General features: G+C 43.0%; 20 protein-coding genes. All 20 read left to right on the top strand.

Going from position 1 to position 17,321, the window contains the following annotated elements:
• Positions 1 to 54: 54 nt before the first annotated feature.
• On the top strand, positions 55 to 276 hold the full coding sequence (mtrB, locus tag ACP8HG_RS08115; RefSeq protein ID WP_067210381.1) for a trp RNA-binding attenuation protein MtrB: 222 nt from the start codon (positions 55 to 57) through the stop codon (positions 274 to 276).
• A gap of 50 nt (positions 277 to 326) precedes the next feature.
• The gene (locus tag ACP8HG_RS08110) at positions 327 to 1,061 is read left to right on the top strand and encodes a heptaprenyl diphosphate synthase component 1 (RefSeq protein WP_340742318.1); all 735 of its coding nucleotides are present in this window, start codon (positions 327 to 329) and stop codon (positions 1,059 to 1,061) included.
• Positions 1,062 to 1,079: 18 nt separating this feature from the next.
• The gene (locus tag ACP8HG_RS08105) at positions 1,080 to 1,778 is read left to right on the top strand and encodes a demethylmenaquinone methyltransferase (protein ID WP_438298470.1); all 699 of its coding nucleotides are present in this window, start codon (positions 1,080 to 1,082) and stop codon (positions 1,776 to 1,778) included.
• A gap of 24 nt (positions 1,779 to 1,802) precedes the next feature.
• A complete protein-coding gene (locus ACP8HG_RS08100; protein ID WP_067210375.1) occupies positions 1,803 to 2,783 on the top strand; it encodes a polyprenyl synthetase family protein in 981 nt (326 codons plus the stop codon).
• A gap of 85 nt (positions 2,784 to 2,868) precedes the next feature.
• Positions 2,869 to 3,315, top strand: a complete 447-nt coding sequence (gene ndk / locus ACP8HG_RS08095; RefSeq protein ID WP_067210372.1) for a nucleoside-diphosphate kinase — start codon at positions 2,869 to 2,871, stop codon at positions 3,313 to 3,315.
• A 103-nt stretch (positions 3,316 to 3,418) separates the two neighbouring features.
• Positions 3,419 to 4,189 (top strand): CheR family methyltransferase, encoded by a 771-nt coding sequence (locus ACP8HG_RS08090; protein WP_438298469.1) that lies wholly within the window; start codon positions 3,419 to 3,421, stop codon positions 4,187 to 4,189.
• A 114-nt stretch (positions 4,190 to 4,303) separates the two neighbouring features.
• Positions 4,304 to 5,485: a chorismate synthase gene (gene aroC / locus ACP8HG_RS08085; RefSeq protein ID WP_187045132.1), complete on the top strand. Its 1,182-nt coding sequence runs from the start codon at positions 4,304 to 4,306 to the stop codon at positions 5,483 to 5,485.
• Between the two features lies 1 nt (position 5,486).
• Positions 5,487 to 6,593, top strand: a complete 1,107-nt coding sequence (aroB, locus tag ACP8HG_RS08080) for a 3-dehydroquinate synthase (RefSeq protein WP_438298468.1) — start codon at positions 5,487 to 5,489, stop codon at positions 6,591 to 6,593.
• Positions 6,593 to 6,955, top strand: a complete 363-nt coding sequence (aroH, locus tag ACP8HG_RS08075; protein WP_067213969.1) for a chorismate mutase — start codon at positions 6,593 to 6,595, stop codon at positions 6,953 to 6,955. The genes aroB and aroH overlap by 1 nt, the downstream gene beginning before the upstream one ends.
• Positions 6,956 to 6,983: 28 nt before the next feature.
• The gene (hisC, locus tag ACP8HG_RS08070) at positions 6,984 to 8,084 is read left to right on the top strand and encodes a histidinol-phosphate transaminase (protein ID WP_438298467.1); all 1,101 of its coding nucleotides are present in this window, start codon (positions 6,984 to 6,986) and stop codon (positions 8,082 to 8,084) included.
• Entirely contained in the window at positions 8,081 to 9,181 is a 1,101-nt protein-coding gene (locus ACP8HG_RS08065) for a prephenate dehydrogenase (protein WP_187045129.1), read from the top strand. The genes hisC and ACP8HG_RS08065 overlap by 4 nt, the downstream gene beginning before the upstream one ends.
• Positions 9,182 to 9,198: 17 nt before the next feature.
• Positions 9,199 to 10,506 carry a 3-phosphoshikimate 1-carboxyvinyltransferase gene (gene aroA, locus ACP8HG_RS08060; protein WP_340742313.1) on the top strand — a complete coding sequence of 436 codons (1,308 nt, stop codon included), beginning with the start codon at positions 9,199 to 9,201 and terminating at the stop codon, positions 10,504 to 10,506.
• Positions 10,507 to 10,544: 38 nt separating this feature from the next.
• On the top strand, positions 10,545 to 11,810 hold the full coding sequence (locus tag ACP8HG_RS08055) for a tetratricopeptide repeat protein (RefSeq protein WP_067210357.1): 1,266 nt from the start codon (positions 10,545 to 10,547) through the stop codon (positions 11,808 to 11,810).
• 1 nt (position 11,811) lies between these two features.
• The gene (locus ACP8HG_RS08050; protein WP_187045126.1) at positions 11,812 to 12,363 is read left to right on the top strand and encodes a ReoY family proteolytic degradation factor; all 552 of its coding nucleotides are present in this window, start codon (positions 11,812 to 11,814) and stop codon (positions 12,361 to 12,363) included.
• Positions 12,364 to 12,420: 57 nt separating this feature from the next.
• The gene (locus ACP8HG_RS08045) at positions 12,421 to 12,870 is read left to right on the top strand and encodes a YpiF family protein (protein WP_187045125.1); all 450 of its coding nucleotides are present in this window, start codon (positions 12,421 to 12,423) and stop codon (positions 12,868 to 12,870) included.
• A gap of 147 nt (positions 12,871 to 13,017) precedes the next feature.
• Positions 13,018 to 13,521 carry a ubiquinol-cytochrome c reductase iron-sulfur subunit gene (locus ACP8HG_RS08040; RefSeq protein WP_187045124.1) on the top strand — a complete coding sequence of 168 codons (504 nt, stop codon included), beginning with the start codon at positions 13,018 to 13,020 and terminating at the stop codon, positions 13,519 to 13,521.
• A gap of 23 nt (positions 13,522 to 13,544) precedes the next feature.
• Positions 13,545 to 14,219 (top strand): menaquinol-cytochrome c reductase cytochrome b subunit, encoded by a 675-nt coding sequence (gene qcrB / locus ACP8HG_RS08035; RefSeq protein ID WP_067210348.1) that lies wholly within the window; start codon positions 13,545 to 13,547, stop codon positions 14,217 to 14,219.
• A gap of 41 nt (positions 14,220 to 14,260) precedes the next feature.
• Positions 14,261 to 15,025, top strand: coding sequence for a menaquinol-cytochrome c reductase cytochrome b/c subunit (locus tag ACP8HG_RS08030; protein ID WP_187045123.1), 765 nt, complete (start codon positions 14,261 to 14,263; stop codon positions 15,023 to 15,025).
• A 248-nt stretch (positions 15,026 to 15,273) separates the two neighbouring features.
• Positions 15,274 to 15,873, top strand: a complete 600-nt coding sequence (locus tag ACP8HG_RS08025; protein ID WP_438298466.1) for a DUF1405 domain-containing protein — start codon at positions 15,274 to 15,276, stop codon at positions 15,871 to 15,873.
• Between the two features lie 71 nt (positions 15,874 to 15,944).
• Entirely contained in the window at positions 15,945 to 16,613 is a 669-nt protein-coding gene (locus ACP8HG_RS08020; RefSeq protein WP_067210340.1) for a zinc metallopeptidase, read from the top strand.
• Positions 16,614 to 17,321: the final 708 nt, after the last annotated feature.

Below are 17,321 nucleotides of genomic sequence, written 5' to 3'. Positions count from 1 at the left end.
ACGCCTTTTCTATGATATGATAAGACCATAAAAGAATAGACAGGAGAGGTGAAAATGACACAAACCGACTATATCGTTATAAAAGCGAAAGAAGACGGCGTGAACGTAATCGGTCTGACACGAGGAAACGATACGAAGTTTCATCATACGGAAAAATTAGACCGTGGTGAAGTGATGATCGCACAATTTACTGATCATACGTCAGCAATGAAAATACGTGGCAAAGCTGACGTTCATACCGCATACGGTGTCTTGTCAAGCGAAGGGAAAGACTAATTCGTAATTGACACACTTTTCCGTAGACGTCTTTGAATGGAGATTCGACGATGGAAACCCAAAAAATTAAACTGCATATCGAAAATTATATAGGTGAAGTAGAGAATGCAATTCGCGAGCCGATTGTGGATAGAGATGTTGGTCAAATAACAATCGATGCTGTAAAAGCCTTTATTCTCCTGTTGCCAATGTTGAACGGGGAAAGGTGGAACAATCGTTTACATACAGCGTCAATCGCAGTTGGTGCTGTTCACGCTGCTTTTGATGCGCATGATTCGATTAATGTATCTGACGCTACATCAAAGCAACAGCAACTTACTGTTTTGTCGGGGGATTATTTCAGCGGAATCCATTATCGGCTACTCGCCTCTCTGCCTGAATTTGGTTTCATCCGTTCCTTGTCTGAAACAATCGGACAAATTAACGAGACAAAGACGATTTTTCACGACCAATTACCAGATGGACCTGAAAAGTTGATTGAAACAGTTAGAATCATCGAAGCAGGGTGTATAACTGATTTTTTATATACATTCGGATTTGCACAATATGTCCCGCTAGCCAGTGCAGCATTGTCGCTTTTATGGTTTGAAGAAGGGAATGCTGAATGCAATTCTATTTCGGATAAGCGTTCACGCCGCACAATGAATGCTGCTGATGCGGATCATGCGGTTTTTCAGCTTCATGCTGAAATGCAAAAAGCACTTGATGCAGCAGATTATCTTCAGCCTTTTTTACAGCGAAAAATCCGTAACCTAGTGACACCGCTAATTGGTAAACTGAATTGAAGAAAAGAGGTATAACTCTTGTCGATATCAAAAGAACAGAAAGTCCACACCGTTTTTGAAAAAATATCCGTCGATTACGATAAGATGAATTCCGTGATCAGTTTCAACCAACATAAGAAATGGCGCGATGACATCATGTCACGCATGAACGTCCACGAAGGTGCTCGTGCATTGGACGTGTGTTGTGGAACTGCTGATTGGACGATCGCTATTGCAGAGGCGACAGGTGCCTCTGGGCATGTGACAGGACTCGATTTCAGTGAAGGCATGTTAGAAGCCGGCCGGCCGAAAGTTGCAGCATATCCAACTATTACGCTTGTACAAGGGAATGCGATGGAATTGCCGTTCCCTGACGACTCGTTCGATTTTGTTACAATTGGTTTTGGATTGCGTAACGTACCGGATTATTTAACAGTATTAAAAGAAATGAATCGTGTCTTAAAGCCTGGTGGAATGATTGCATGTCTAGAAACTTCTCAATCTGAACTTCCAGGCTACAGGCAATTATTCCGATTTTATTTCAATTTCATCATGCCCGTTCTCGGGAAAGTTTTTGCGAAAAGTTACAAAGAATATTCATGGCTTCAAGAATCGGCAAATGATTTTCCAGGGATGAAACAACTTGCCCAGCTATTTACGGAAGCGGGCTTCACTGAAGTGTCCTTTAAGTCATACAGTGGCGGCGCCGCGGCTGGTCACGTTGGATATAAACAATAAAGACAGCAGGGGAAGGTAATCGTTTTGGAGAAATTGAAGTTATTGTCACTTTATGGTGATTTTCGAAAGGATCTCGCTTATATAGAAAAGGAACTTGAACGATCCCTCAATTCATCTTCCCCTATCATTCGGCAAGCATCACTTCACCTGCTTCGTGCGGGTGGAAAAAGGATTCGACCTATTTTTGTTATCCTGTCATCCAAGTTTGGCAACTATTCGTTGGAGGATGTGGCAAAGGTAGCTGTCTCACTTGAGCTTGTCCATATGGCGTCTCTTGTCCATGATGATGTTATCGATGATTCAGATATGCGTCGTGGCCTCGAAACAGTAAGGGCGCGTTGGGATAACAGAATTGCGATGTATACGGGGGACTTCATCTTTTCACGTGCACTTACATCGATAGGTGAGATTGAAATTCCTGCTATTCATCAGCTACTTGCAGAGACTATGCTTGAAATTTGTAAAGGTGAAGTCATCCAGATTGACCATCAGCGAAAAACCAATCAGACGATTCGGGATTATTTGCGCCGCATTAAACGAAAGACCGCACTTCTCCTGTCATCCAGTTGTGAACTTGGTGCGCTTGTTTCAGGAGCGGACCCTGCGAATGTAAGGAAATTGCGTCGCTTCGGTTATTTTGCAGGCATGGCTTTTCAAATTGTCGATGATATTCTTGACATTACATCAACGGATGAAGAGCTTGGAAAACCGGCAGGCAGTGATCTGTTGAATGGTCATCTGACTTTGCCCATCCTATACATAAAAGACGATGTGAATTTCCAACCTTATATGAAGCGGTCGTTTGACGGGACTTTAACGGAATCTGATCGTGAAGAAATGTTGACTTATATTCGCGGTACAGAGGCCATTCAGATGGCGCAAGCTGTGAGCGATTTGTATTTGCAAAAAGCAATGGATGAAATAAATGAGTTGCCTGATGGTGATGCAAATGCTAAAAAGGCATTCATGCAAATATCTGCTTTCATTGGCAGACGTAAGTATTAGTGCATTAACAGTTGAAAAATCAGGCATCGGGTGGTACGATCGAAAAGGAGAAATCCTGATACATATATAAGAAGGAGTGTTAAATATGGAAAGAACATTTTTAATGGTTAAACCAGACGGCGTACAACGTAATCTAATCGGTGAAATCGTGGGTCGTTTCGAAAGTAAAGGTTTCCAACTTGTAGGCGCTAAGCTTATGACAATTTCACAAGAACTTGCTGAGCAACACTACGGCGAACATAAAGAGCGTCCTTTTTTCGGCGAGCTTGTTGATTTCATCACATCAGGTCCTGTATTCGCAATGGTTTGGGAAGGCGAAAACGTTATCTCAGTTGGCCGTCTAATGACAGGCGCAACGAACCCGAAAGAATCTGCACCTGGAACAATCCGCGGTGACTTCGCTGTTACTGTTGGCAAAAACATCATTCACGGTTCAGATGCTCCAGAATCAGCTGTTCGTGAAATCGGTCTTTTCTTCAAGGAAGAAGAACTTGTTACTTATGACAAATCAATGAACAACTGGATCAATTAATTACCTTAAACAGCCCTGCGAATTTCGCTAGGCTGTTTTTGTTCTTTCGAAATGGGTTCCAATCCGTTATAATAGTAAGAATATATGAACGGGGGGACGCAGGTTGCCGGATTATGCTGTATTTATTGGAAACGTCAAGAAAAAGACGGGTATCGATCTGTCACTTTATAAAGAAGCACAGATGAAAAGAAGACTCACTTCTCTATATGAGAAAAGAGGGTACCGAAATTTTATAGAGTATTATGAAGCTATACATAATGATAAAGAGCTACTTGAGGAATTCCTTGATCGGATGACCATCAACGTTTCTGAATTCTACCGCAATGCCCAGCGCTGGGACGTGCTGGAAAAGAAGATATTCCCCAAGCTCCTTGCTCAAAGTAAAAAACCGAAGATTTGGAGTGCTGCCTGTTCCACGGGTGAAGAACCATATTCGATAGCACTCGTTTTATTATCACATGTGCCACTGCGTGATATATCAATCTTGGCGACAGATCTGGATTTAGGCGTCATTGAACGAGCGAAAGTCGGTTTATACCCTGAAAGAGCTTTGAAGGAAGTGCCTACCTCAATCGTGAAACAGCATTTTGTCAATGAAGGTCATTTTTATCAGGTGAAGGATGACATCAAACGGACTGTGACATTTAAGCAACAAAATTTGTTAGAAGACCGATACGATACAGGGTTCGATTTAATTGTCTGCCGCAATGTAATGATTTACTTCACAGAAGAAGCGAAAGATCAGATTTACACGAACTTCTCCAAATCGCTTAAACAGGGTGGGATTCTTTTTGTGGGAAGTACAGAACAGATTTTCAATCCTTCAAAATACGGATTAGAATCAGAAGACACATTTTTTTATAGGAAAATTTAAAATATCCGGATAACTTTCCGGATATTTTTAATATAAACATATAGTCAAAAGCATCTTACTTTGGTAGAGTGCTATAAAACGAATGTTAATCCATTCGTCGGAGGAGGAAATGGAATGAGATATTTCACTGCCGGTGAATCACACGGTCCGCAACTAACAGCAATCATTGAAGGGCTACCTGCTCAAATGGAATTGACTGCTGAAATGATTAATGGGGAACTTTCAAGGCGTCAAGGTGGACATGGTCGCGGAAGACGTATGCAAATAGAAAAAGATCAGGTTGTCATTTCATCAGGTGTCCGCCATGGTAAAACACTTGGGTCACCGGTGACGTTGACTGTTGTTAATGATGATTGGAAACATTGGACATCGATTATGGGGGTAGAACCACTCGCTGATGATGTTAAGCCAGAAGATGTGAAACGACAAATAACGCGTCCAAGACCAGGTCATGCAGATCTTGTGGGCGGCATGAAATACGGTCATCGAGATTTGCGCAACGTTCTAGAACGATCGTCCGCGCGTGAGACGACGATGCGTGTGGCAATCGGTGCGGTTGCAAAACAGTTCCTACGCGAACTGGGTATCGAAACTGTCGCACATGTAACAGAAATTGGGGGATTCACAACAAATCCAGATACATATGCAGGAAAAGGGACGGAAGAGCTCCGTAATATCATCGAGAATGACCCTGTCTACTGTGCAGACCCTGAGGCTTCGAAACTGATGGTACAAGCCATTGATGATGCGAAAGGCCGTGGAGATACGGTTGGAGGCGTCGTAGAAGTGGTTATTGAAGGATGTCCACCTGGAATCGGGAGCTATGTTCAATTCGATCGGAAGATGGACGGTAAGCTTGCGGGAGCGATGATGAGCATCAATGCGTTTAAAGGCGTTGAGATTGGACTCGGATTTGAAATGGCAAAAATGCCAGGCAGTAAAGTGCATGATGAAATTGTGTGGAGTGAAGAACAAGGCTATTTCCGTAAATCAAATCGATTGGGTGGCCTTGAAGGCGGAATGACGACAGGTATGCCGATTGTAGTCAGGGGCGTTATGAAACCTATCCCTACCTTGTACAAGCCGCTTGAAAGTGTCGATATTGATACGAAAGAACCGTTTGTTGCAACAATCGAACGTTCGGACCCTTGTGCGGTACCCGCAGCTTCTGTTGTAGCAGAACATGTCATTGCAACTGAAATGGCAAAAGCCATTATGGAAGAATTCCGTTCGGACACGATGGACGGTCTAAAAAAGGATATTGAAGAATATAGACGGTATGTAAAGGAGTTTTAATATGGGGAAACTTACAGTTGCTGTCCGGGATCATCAATATAACGTCCATATAGGTCAAGATACGTACGAGCTATTCACCACAGAATATGCTGAACTTCTAGGTACAGTCGACCGAATTGCCATCATTGCGGATGAGCGGGTAGCAGCTATCTACTTGCCGCTGCTACAAAAGTCGTTGCAGTCTGTAAACTGTGAAATTAGTGTAAAAACAGTCCCAGCTGGAGAAAGCTGTAAAACATCCGCTGTGTATGTCGATTGCCTATCTTTTTTGTTAAATGAAAAATTCACCAGGGATTCTCTCCTTATCGCATTTGGTGGAGGCGCATGCGGTGATCTCACTGGGTTCGTCGCTGCGACATTCATGAGGGGGATTAGGTACTTGCAATGTCCTACAACAATCTTGGCTCATGACAGTGCAGTGGGGGGCAAAACGGCAATCAATATGCCGGAAGGGAAAAATATGGTAGGCTCTTTTCATCAGCCAGTCGGAGTTCTATTCAACACAAGGCTCTTCGAATCGCTTCCGCCTCGAGAAATCAGATCGGGTATGGCAGAATTGTTGAAACACGCGCTTATTTCAAATGAGGAATGGACGCTTGAGCTATTGTCTACCCCTTCCTTTTCTCAACCAAGCATTGAATGGTTATCACGCGAATTGTTACGGGGAATCGAAGTTAAAGCGAAAATTGTCTCAGAAGACGAATTTGAGCATTCGACTCGAAAGTATCTAAACTTCGGTCATACATTCGGCCATGCTGTAGAAGGTGTATGTGGTTTCGGTGGTTTAAGCCATGGAGAGTCGGTTATGATTGGCATGGTATATAGTCTTATTTTAAGTGAAGACACTGGCGCGGTTGATGAAGCGTTGACAATTCGATTCATCCAATTTGCAAATACGCATGGCTATACATTCCAACCGGTTCATGAACATGGATTCGATGTATTTATGAATTATATGGAAAAAGATAAAAAAGTCTCTTTCGGAAAGCTTAATTTTGTTTTGCTTGATGGGATAGGAAAACCCTATGTAAAAGAACTGTCAAAAGCGCAATGTGAACAAGCATTCCATCAATTGAGACAAAGAACGAAAGGGGATGTGAAGAAATGATGGTAAGAGGATTAAGGGGAGCAACGACAGTCGAGAACGACGAAGAACAAGCTGTTCTTGAAGCGACGCAAGCGTTAGTCGAAGAAATGGCGAAAGAGAACAGTGTTTTACCTGGGGATATCATTTCGGTTCTTATCTCTACTACGACGGACATCAAATCGACCTTTCCTGCAAAAGCAGTTCGATCGATTGATGGATGGATATACGTCCCGGTTATGTGTACGCATGAGATGGACGTCCCGGGAGCAATGCCATTATGCATCAGAGCGCTTATGCATGTGAATACTGATATTCCGCAACGTTATGTAAAACATATTTATCAAAAAAATGCAGTTAAGTTACGACCGGATTTACAAAAATAACCCATATCTATTGACCGGAGGGAATTTTATGAACTGGAAAAAAGCGCTTGATAGTATGCAACCTTATAAACCAGGTAGATCGATTGATGAAGCAAAACGAATATACGGTCTGGATGATGTTGTAAAACTTGCTTCAAATGAAAACCCGTATGGCTGTGCACCATCCGTCAGAGACTATTTGACATCAGCCGCAATCCAGCATGAATTGTATCCAGACGGCTATGCAGGGGGATTACGGAAGAAACTTGCGGAGAAACACGGAGTTGACGAAACCTCTTTGTTATTCGGAAATGGCTCAGATGAAATCATTATGATTATTTCAAGAGCGCTCCTTGGCAAAGGAGTAAATACCGTTATTGCGACACCGACATTCCCTCAATATGCTCATAATGCAAGAATAGAAGGTGCCGAAATCCGGGAAGTACCGCTGAAGGATGGCTATCATGATTTGGAGGGGTTCTTGGGAGCTATCGATGGTGAGACTGCGGTTGCTTGGCTATGCAATCCGAACAATCCGACTGGTAACTTGATTCCTAGCGACACGTTAAAAGGATTCCTTGAACAAGTTTCAGAAAATATCCTAGTTGTTCTTGACGAAGCGTATTTCGAATACATTACTGGCTCTGAGCATATCGACTCGATTTCATGGCTGGAAAAATTCCCGAATGTCATTATTTTACGGACGTTTTCCAAAGCATACGGATTGGCAGCATTCAGAGTAGGCTATGCAATTGGTGACCCGGAGGTCATTTCTAATCTCAATAAAGTGCGGAGCCCGTTCAACAATAACTCGCTTGGTCTAGCAGTTGCGGAAAAAGCGCTCGAAGATGAAGCATTCATCGAACATTGTCGTAACCTGAATCATGAACAAAGGCTACGGTTTACACAGTATGCTTCGGACAATAAACTGCATTTATTCGATTCCGAAACAAATTTCGTTTTAATTGCAGTGCCAGGTGATGCAGATGATGCTTCAGAAAAACTGTTGCAGCAGGGATTCATCATTAGAAGCGGAAATGCACTTGGAACCCCCGGTTATATAAGGGTGACAATTGGGTCGGAAGAACAGACTAGTAACTTCCTCAAAGCATTTGATACGTTGTTGCAATCCGAGGGTTCAGCCGTATGAAACCGAATATCGCGATAATTGGACTTGGCCTGATTGGTGGTTCGCTCGGGCTTGCTTTGAAACGTAACCCCGGTCTGCAAGTAACGGGGTACGACCGATCCTTCAGTACGTTGGAACAAGCCTTCCGTAGGGGGATCATTGATACAATTGCCACATCTATTGAGAATGCATGTGAACATGCGGATGTCATCATCTTTGCAACGCCGGTCAATACGACGGTTGCAATGATGCATCAAGCGGTCAACTGGAAATTGAGAACTGACGTTATTATGACGGATACGGGCAGTACAAAAGGTCCAATAATGGATGCTGCAAAACAATTGCTTGAACGTGGAATTACATTTATCGGTGGCCATCCAATGGCGGGTTCTCATAAAAGTGGAGTAACTGCGGCTAAAGAGCATCTATTTGAAAATGCGTATTACATATTGACACCAGATTCACAAACAGACAGTGCAAAGGTCGAACAGCTCCGCGTTCTACTTGGTCCAACGAAAGGGAAAATTGTCGTGCTCGATTCTGAAGAACATGATCGGATGACGGCAATCGTTAGCCATTTTCCACATCTCGTCGCTTCTTCGCTCGTTGGAAGGCTATCAGCACAACAAGAAGAGCAACCGTTTGTTAAAAAACTTGCGGCGGGCGGGTTTCGTGACTTGACTCGAATTGCATCTGCAGATCCCATCATGTGGCGTGATATTACGACGCAGAACAGGGAAGAGTTGTTAAAGCAACTGGACGGATGGCTTGAAGAGATGGAAAATGTTCGAAATATGCTAAAATCGAATGACCCCGACGAAATATATAATTATTTTGCAGGGGCGAAACAGTTCCGAGACGACTTACCGATTACGTCTCAGGGTGCATTCTATATGACATTCGATTTGCATATTGATATTCCTGATCACCCTGGTATCATTTCGGAAATCACAAAAATACTTGCGGATGAACGGATCAGTTTAACAAATATCCGAATCGTTGAGACGCGGACGGATGTCTTTGGAATACTTGTTATCAGCTTCCAAACTACTGATGACCGGGAACGAGCAAAATCCGCTCTTTCCAAAACAATGAATTTTAGCATGTACATAGTTTGAATGGGGGGCTTTTCTTGGTGGAGACGAAACTAGTTGCGTTCAATAAACCAGAATTGAAGGGTAATGTGGTAGTTCCAGGTGATAAATCGATATCGCACCGGGCCGTGATGCTCGGTTCCATCGCTGAAGGTAAAACAAAAATTACCGGATTCCTGGACGGAGAAGATTGCCTACGAACAATTGATATTTTTCGACAACTCGGCGTATCAATTGAAAGGGATGGTACTAACGTCACGGTAGATAGCCCTGGAATGCAAGGGTGGCAAACGCCGTCTGAGGAACTTTATGCAGGTAATTCTGGGACAACAGCACGTCTAATTCTTGGAATACTTGCGGGCTCAACTATCAAGTCTGTTCTGACAGGCGATGAATCACTGTCAAAGCGTCCAATGAATAGAGTTACACTACCCTTGTCGTCCATGGGAGCTTCTGTAGTAGGAGAACCAGATGGCAATCTCCTGCCACTCACAATTACGGGTGGACCGCTCTCTGCAATTGAATACGACATGCCTGTTGCCAGTGCCCAAGTTAAATCGGCTATTCTGTTTGCTGGTTTGAATGCGGAAGGGACAACTGTTATTAGTGAGGAGACAGTTTCGCGCGACCATACTGAACGTATGCTGCAGCAATTTGGAGCAGAGGTTCAGGTGGACGGAACTAAAGTTAGTGTCAAGGGCGGGAATGTGCTCCGGGGCAAAGATGTGTTAGTTCCAGGTGATATTTCATCAGCGGCATTTTTCATGGTTGCAGCTGCAATGATTAAGGGAAGTTCCGTTACGTTTACGAATGTCGGGCTTAATCCGACAAGGACGGGGATATTGGACGTGCTTACGAATATGGGTGCTTGTGTTGAAATCCTTGAAGAAGTTAACGGGGCTGGCGAACCGTATGGTACTGTAAAAGTATCCTACGAAGGTTTGCATGGTACTGAAATCAGTGGGGACTTAATACCAAGGCTCATCGATGAGCTGCCTGTTATCGCATTGCTCGCAACGCAGGCCGAAGGAACAACAGTTATCAAAGACGCCGGGGAACTACGGGTCAAAGAGACAGATAGAATTGCTGCGGTAACAACAGAGTTGAAAAAATTGGGTGCAAATATCGAAGCGACGGACGATGGGATGATCATTCATGGACCTACGGAACTCTCGGGTGGCACACTTGTTTCGTACGGCGATCATAGATTGGGTATGATGGCTGCAATTGCAGCACTTGTCGCCTCAGCTCCAATCCAAATCGAAGATCCGTCATGCATAGCTATTTCATATCCAGGATTTTTCACAGACTTGGAAAAGCTCGCTGTTTCTATAAATACAAAAGGATAACAGGTTGATGTATACATTTTGAAAGTTCAGGTGAAAATATGGGACAGTTAGAAGAAATTGAACGAACTATTTTAGAAGGTGATGTAGAAGTACTCACCGGTGTTATCGATCAGTTAACGGGGTCGACCGATTTCGATTTGCTCTATGAAGCGGCAGATTTATTTGCTAGTTATGGATTTATGGGGGAGGCTGATCGCCTTTTTGAAACGTTGCGCCTTCATTTACCGGATGAAGCCCAGTTGAAAATTGATCGCGCCGGTACATTACTGGAGCTCGGGGAAGAGGACGAAGCGCTTCTTCTTCTCACGGATGTGGGGCCGGACGACGAAGAATATGTCCAAGCCCTTTTAGCGTTAGCGGATTATTATCAGATGTCCGGAATGGCGGAAGCAGCTCTTGCGAAGATTAAGGAAGCTCATGAACTTGTACCTGATGAGCCCGTCATTCGGTTTGCGTATGCGGAATTGCTCCTTGATTCTGGGAAGTACGGAGAGGCTACACGGATGTATCTTGATTTGAATGATGAAACGGAAGAAATTGGCGGCATTCGTATTGTTTCAAGACTTGCGGAAACATATAGCGCTGGTGCTGCTTATGAAGAAGCAATACCTTACTACGAAGAAATGCTACAGGATAACGCCTTGCCAGATACACTTTTCGGGGCGGCATTTGCTTACTTCCAAAGTGGCAATGCAGAAAAAGCAGTCACATTGCTAGACGATTTAATTGAAATGGATCCAGATTACTTTTCTGCTTATATGCTGGCAGGACAGTCTTTGTCAGTTTTAGGTGATGATCAAAGAGCATACGATATGTTCAAAGATGGAATCCGCAGGGACGAATTTGATAAGGAACTGCAATTGACCGCTGGGAAATCAGCATTGAAATTAGGTATTCCAGAAAAAGCAGAAGAACATTTGAAAGAAGCATTGGCACTCGATCCAGAATACATTGAAGCACTTATTACGCTTGCCTCGCTGTACAATGAGAGAGAACAGAGCCCTGAGTTGCTCGATCTACTTACGTACTCACAAGATAATCAAGTTGACATACCTTTATTGGATGCGTTTATGGCCTATGCATATGAACGTGAAGAACAATATGAAGATGCATACACATCCTATGGTAAGGCATATATTGGGATGAAGGATGACCACAGTTTTCTTGGAAACTTCGCGAAATTCCTGATTGAAGAAGGAAAACGTGATGAAGCCCTCAAAATAGTCAAGGAATTGGTTGAACTTGACCCTGACGATGAGAATTGGAGAGCTTATCTGGAAGCACAAAATGACGAGGAGGTGTGACATGACGGCCATGGTTCCTGTCGCTGCTAAAAAGGACTTTGTGCGATGGTTCTTAAAGCGCTACAAATTGAAGCGCCGTGAATGTGTGTGGATTTTGAATTACCTTCTAAGCCACGAACAGCTTCTGCAAAACGTCCACTTTACGGATGAAGCACATTACTGTCCAAGGGCGATGGTGATGTCAACAACGGGTTCGGAGAGCATTCCGTTTCGTTTTTATAAAGGGAACTTAATGACTGCTGATGCCGAGAAGTCATTTCATGACTTAAGACTTCATCCAGATGATAAGATGTATATACAATTAAATTTTTCGAACAGCCACTCTTGCCCAGAATATGCGAGTGTTCGTGAGGAAAATCCTTTTCTTCCGGATTATTTACAGGTAAGTGAAGGCGATCGGGAAATTGCAGAACAATTACTGGAGGAAAGTGCTGCTTTAATGACCGTTGATATGCTTATGAAAAGGGTTGATGAGGCCCTCGATACAAACGATAAGGAACGGTTTATCGCATTATCTGCGCTGTTGAATGACATGAAGGTATCGAAGAACTAACAACTCCGCCCAATTTGGTGGAGTTCTTTATTGATTTTTCAAGGAGGTAATTTTGCAATGAACTGGACTGCACAAGATATGGATACATATTTGCAACAGAAAGAATATATCGATACACTTATAGTACCCTTACTTAAAGTAGAGACTGTGCCGGGGAATATGAAAACCAGCGCGTCATCTTCAGAGTTTCTGATGCATCTTACGACTTTCATCGAAACGCAATTCAAAGGGCGTATGATGCTAATGCCACCATTTGCTTATACGCAGTCAATGGATCTGACGGAGCTGGCTGCAACACTGTCTCGGGATTTTGCGGCGGCACCATTTAAACATGTATTTTTCTTGACGACTGATGTTACGTGGACAAGCCTTAGAGTAGATGGTGAAGTGATCTGGTTACCGTCAATTCCGCTGGAAAGCATGGATCCACCATTAAGAAAAACAATTATTGAAGATCAGCTTCGACAGGTTTTACCACGCTTCACGGAAAAATGGTCGGAGCAGTAAAATTCGATATTTGTTCACAAACTTACATCTGTTCGGAAAGCAGGATTGAATTTCCTTTAGTATTGATATATCATAGATATGTCCTAGTATTACAATTAGCAAAAGAATGTCCGTTGGACTGACCTTTAAGTAAGAGGAGGGAAATTAATGAGCAAGAAAGTGTCAAGACGCCAATTCATGAGTTATACACTTATGGGTGTTGGTGGATTCATGGCGTCAGGTATGTTGATGCCAATGGTCCGTTTTGCAATCGACCCTGTCTTGCAGACGAAAGAGGAAGGTGACTTCATCCATACTCAATACAAAGTGGACGAGCTATCGGAAATACCGGTTCGTGTCGATTTCACTATCAAAGATCGTAAGGATGCCTGGTATAAATCTGACGTGTCAAACACTGCGTGGGTTTATAAAGAAGGCGATACGGTTATCGCGCTTTCCCCTGTCTGCAAACACCTTGGTTGTACAGTGAACTGGGGCGGCGATGAAAAGCATCCAGACCAATTTTTCTGTCCATGTCACGCAGGACGTTATATGAAAAATGGCGACAACGTAAAAGGAACGCCACCGCTTGGACCACTTGACGAATTTGATGTTAAACTCGAAGGCGGATTCGTGTATCTTGGAAAAACAAAACCGAACACATTAGTTTAAAAATGTAAGGGGGTACGACCGAAGTGCTAAATAAAATTTATGATTGGGTTGACGAACGGTTGGATATCACCCCGATTTGGCGCGATATCGCTGACCACGAAGTACCTGAGCACGTAAACCCTGCACATCACTTTTCTGCATTCATCTATTGTTTCGGAGGACTGACATTCTTTATCACTGTCATCCAGATTCTTTCTGGTATGTTCCTTACAATGTATTACACACCGGACATTGAAAATGCATGGAAATCCGTTTATTACCTTCAAAATGAAGTAGCATTCGGTGAAATTGTGCGTGGGATGCATCACTGGGGAGCGTCACTGGTTATCGTTATGATGTTCCTACATACGCTGCGTGTATTCTTTACGGGCTCTTATAAGAAACCACGTGAACTTAACTGGGTTGTCGGAGTATTGATCTTCATGGTCATGCTTGGCCTTGGTTTCACTGGTTATCTACTGCCATGGGATATGAAAGCATTGTTTGCTACGAAAGTAGGAATCGAAATTGCGGCTTCCGTCCCGTTCATCGGTGAATCAATTAAAGTTCTCCTTGCAGGAGACTCAACGATTCTTGGTGCACAAACACTAACACGTTTCTTCGCGATTCATGTATTCTTCTTACCGGCTGCTTTGCTTGGGTTGCTTGCAGCACACTTTATCATGATCAGAAGACAAGGTATTTCAGGACCGCTATAAGATTGACTGGCGTCCAATGAAATTAATAAGGAGGGGACATTATGCACCGCGGAAAAGGGATGAAATTTGTCGGAGATTCGCGCATTAAGGCTAATAACAAGATGCCGAACGTCCCGAAAGATTACTCAGAATATCCGGGTAAAACGGAAGCATTCTGGCCAAACTTCCTCTTGAAGGAATGGCTGATTGGTGCAGTTTTCCTTATTGGATATTTAATATTGACAGTTGCTCATCCGTCCCCGCTTGAACGTCAAGCGGACCCGACGGATACGATGTATATGCCGGTTCCAGACTGGTATTTCCTATCTATGTATCAATTGTTAAAGTATCAATTTGCTTCAGGACCGTTTAATATTATTGGTGCTATTATCATGCCAGGTCTTGCAATGGGTGCCCTGATGCTTGTTCCATTTATGGATACTACAAAGGAGCGCCGTCCGTTTAAACGTCCGCTACCTACTGCATTCATGCTTCTTTCATTCGCAGCTTTGTTCTACTTGACATGGGAATCATACGTGAACCATGATTGGGATAAACAGAAAATACAAGGTGCGATTGTCGAAGAAGTTGAATTCGACACTGAATCTGAAGGTTATCAAATCTACGCTGGAGCGAGCTGTATTGGTTGTCACGGTGATGCATTCCAGGGTGGACTAGGTAAGCCCTTAATAAATACAGGACTTACTGCTGATGAAATTGTGACAATTTCTCACGATGGAGTAGGCGATATGCCTCCTGGACAATGGGATGGCTCAGATGAAGATTTACAAATACTTGCCGAGTTTATTGAAGGCTTGAAAAACTAGTAACAAAAAAGAGTCAGGAAACTGACTCTTTTTTTATTACTTAGGAAACAATAAAGTTCGAGGTTAGTGGGTAATCTAGGAGAGATGATAGTCCACGTCCAGACTTCAGCACATATAGACTCGGATAGTCCATAGGATGTAGATCATGCAGCTGTTGTCACAGGAAATGGCGCACTTAGATTGTTTTTATTTGTAACACGCGCTTACGCTTTTATTGATACATATTAAGTTATTTTGGAGAGGTGTCCATGGGTTTATTTATACAGAAAATTTGGCTCGTGCTTTCTCATAAATCATTTCTTTGGATTCTGTTATTTATTAACTTGAGTGGAACGGTGTTCGGCTATGATTGGTATATGTGGCAACTTAAAATTACGGAGCCAAAGTTTTGGATTTTTGTGCCAGACAGTCCTACGGCCAGTTTGTTTTTCACACTTGCCATCATCGGTTGGCTAATCGGTAGGAACTTTAAGTTAATCGAAGCGCTTGCGCTTATAACGCTTGTAAAATACGGACTTTGGGCGGTCGTCATGAATCTATTGACGCTTGTCGAGACAGGTTCAATCGGCTGGATGGGCTGGATGCTTATCGGTTCGCATTTCGCGATGGCGCTTCAGGCAGTATTATACAGTCCGTTGTATAGGTTTTCATTTGTCCATATTGCAATTGCGGCGGTTTGGACACTTCATAACGATGTCATCGATTACGTTTACGGGCAAATGCCAATCTATTATGATTTAATGAAGAATATGGATCATATTGGTTACTTTACATTCTGGTTATCGATTGCCTGTATTTCACTTGCTTTTTGGGTATTGAAGAAGAGGTCGAAAACTGTTATATGGTAATAGTAAATAGTTGCGGATGAAGTGTGACCGCTATAGAATAGGTCATATAGAGAAAAGGGAGGAAGTTGACTATGTTCTGGATTTACTTGGGTGCAATTATACTATTGCCGCTTTATGCCCAATTCAAAGTGAAAAGCACATACAAAAAGTACTCTAAAGTGCGTTCTACATCTGGAATGACAGGTGCGGAGGTCGCGCGTCTTATCCTTGACCAAAATGGGTTACAAAATGTGCAAGTGATTGAAAGCCAAGGATTTCTGACTGATCATTATAATCCGATTACGAAAGTTATTGCGTTATCCACACATAATTTCCGAGAGGCATCTGTCGCAGGTACAGCAATTGCCGCACACGAAGTTGGTCATGCAATACAGGATAAGGAAGCCTATTCATTTTTACGTTTCCGTCACCGTTTAGCGCCAGTTGCGAGCATCACTTCCAATGCATCTTGGGTTTTCATTATGATTGGTGTGATTTTCTCAAGCATGAATTCCTTGCTTGGAATCGGTATCGCGCTACTAGCAGTCGGGGTTCTGTTTCAAGTTGTTACATTACCAGTTGAGTTTAACGCATCTACACGTGCGATGAATCAGATTGTTACACTTGGTATTATTCGCAATGAAGAAGAGAAAAGTGCAAAAAAAGTATTGAGCGCAGCGGCGATGACTTATGTCGCAGCAACTGCTGTTGCGGTACTTGAACTGGTTCGTCTTATCCTGATTTTTAGGGGCAGAGACTAAGTAGAATATAAAAAATCCGTCCTCATATTTTGAGGAACGGATTTTTTTTCGGTTACATTTAGTAGAAAAGAAAGTCACACGGGTTGATTAACCAAAAGCAACCAGAAAACAACTGAATCAAACACTAGGCGCTCCGAGTACAGTTGATTTAGATAGCTTTGGATTGAACGATTCCTATAGATTAAGATATCTCGGTAATCGTATGGTGGTCGTTCATCCGTCGCTTTCCAAAGGCACACGAAGTGCTAAAGCTTTTTGGAGTTAAAGAATAGTCGGCTTCTTATCTGGATAAAAGCAGCAAAAGATACAATTTGGGCTGCTCACTCCTTCTCTATGGTTTTTCTTTTTTTATTTTAAGGAAGCGTTAACCTCTACAGGAAATCACATGAGGACAAGCGTGATTTTACTGAAAATAAGAAAGGCACGCATTGTAGAAAATGCAAAGGTGCCCGAAATTGTATCTTCGGGCACCTGTAACTTCTGTGGAAAGTCATCTATTCTTATTTCGCAAGCAACTTCAATATTCACTCGAACGTTGTAGGTACGCGACAGGCAACTAATCGGAACAGGATTATAGAAAAGAGGGTGGCTAGTAGTGACGAAGTCACTGCTAGCCACCCTTGTGCCCCGGTAACACTGTCGTGATTAGTTTAGCCGAAAGCGAGCTGGAAACATACTAGTCCAAATGAAGACTTTTGCGCTTTCTGC

The organism is Sporosarcina sp. FA15 (assembly GCF_051550195.1).
GTDB lineage: Bacteria > Bacillota > Bacilli > Bacillales_A > Planococcaceae > Sporosarcina > Sporosarcina psychrophila.
This window is presented reverse-complemented; position numbering and strand designations above follow the sequence as displayed.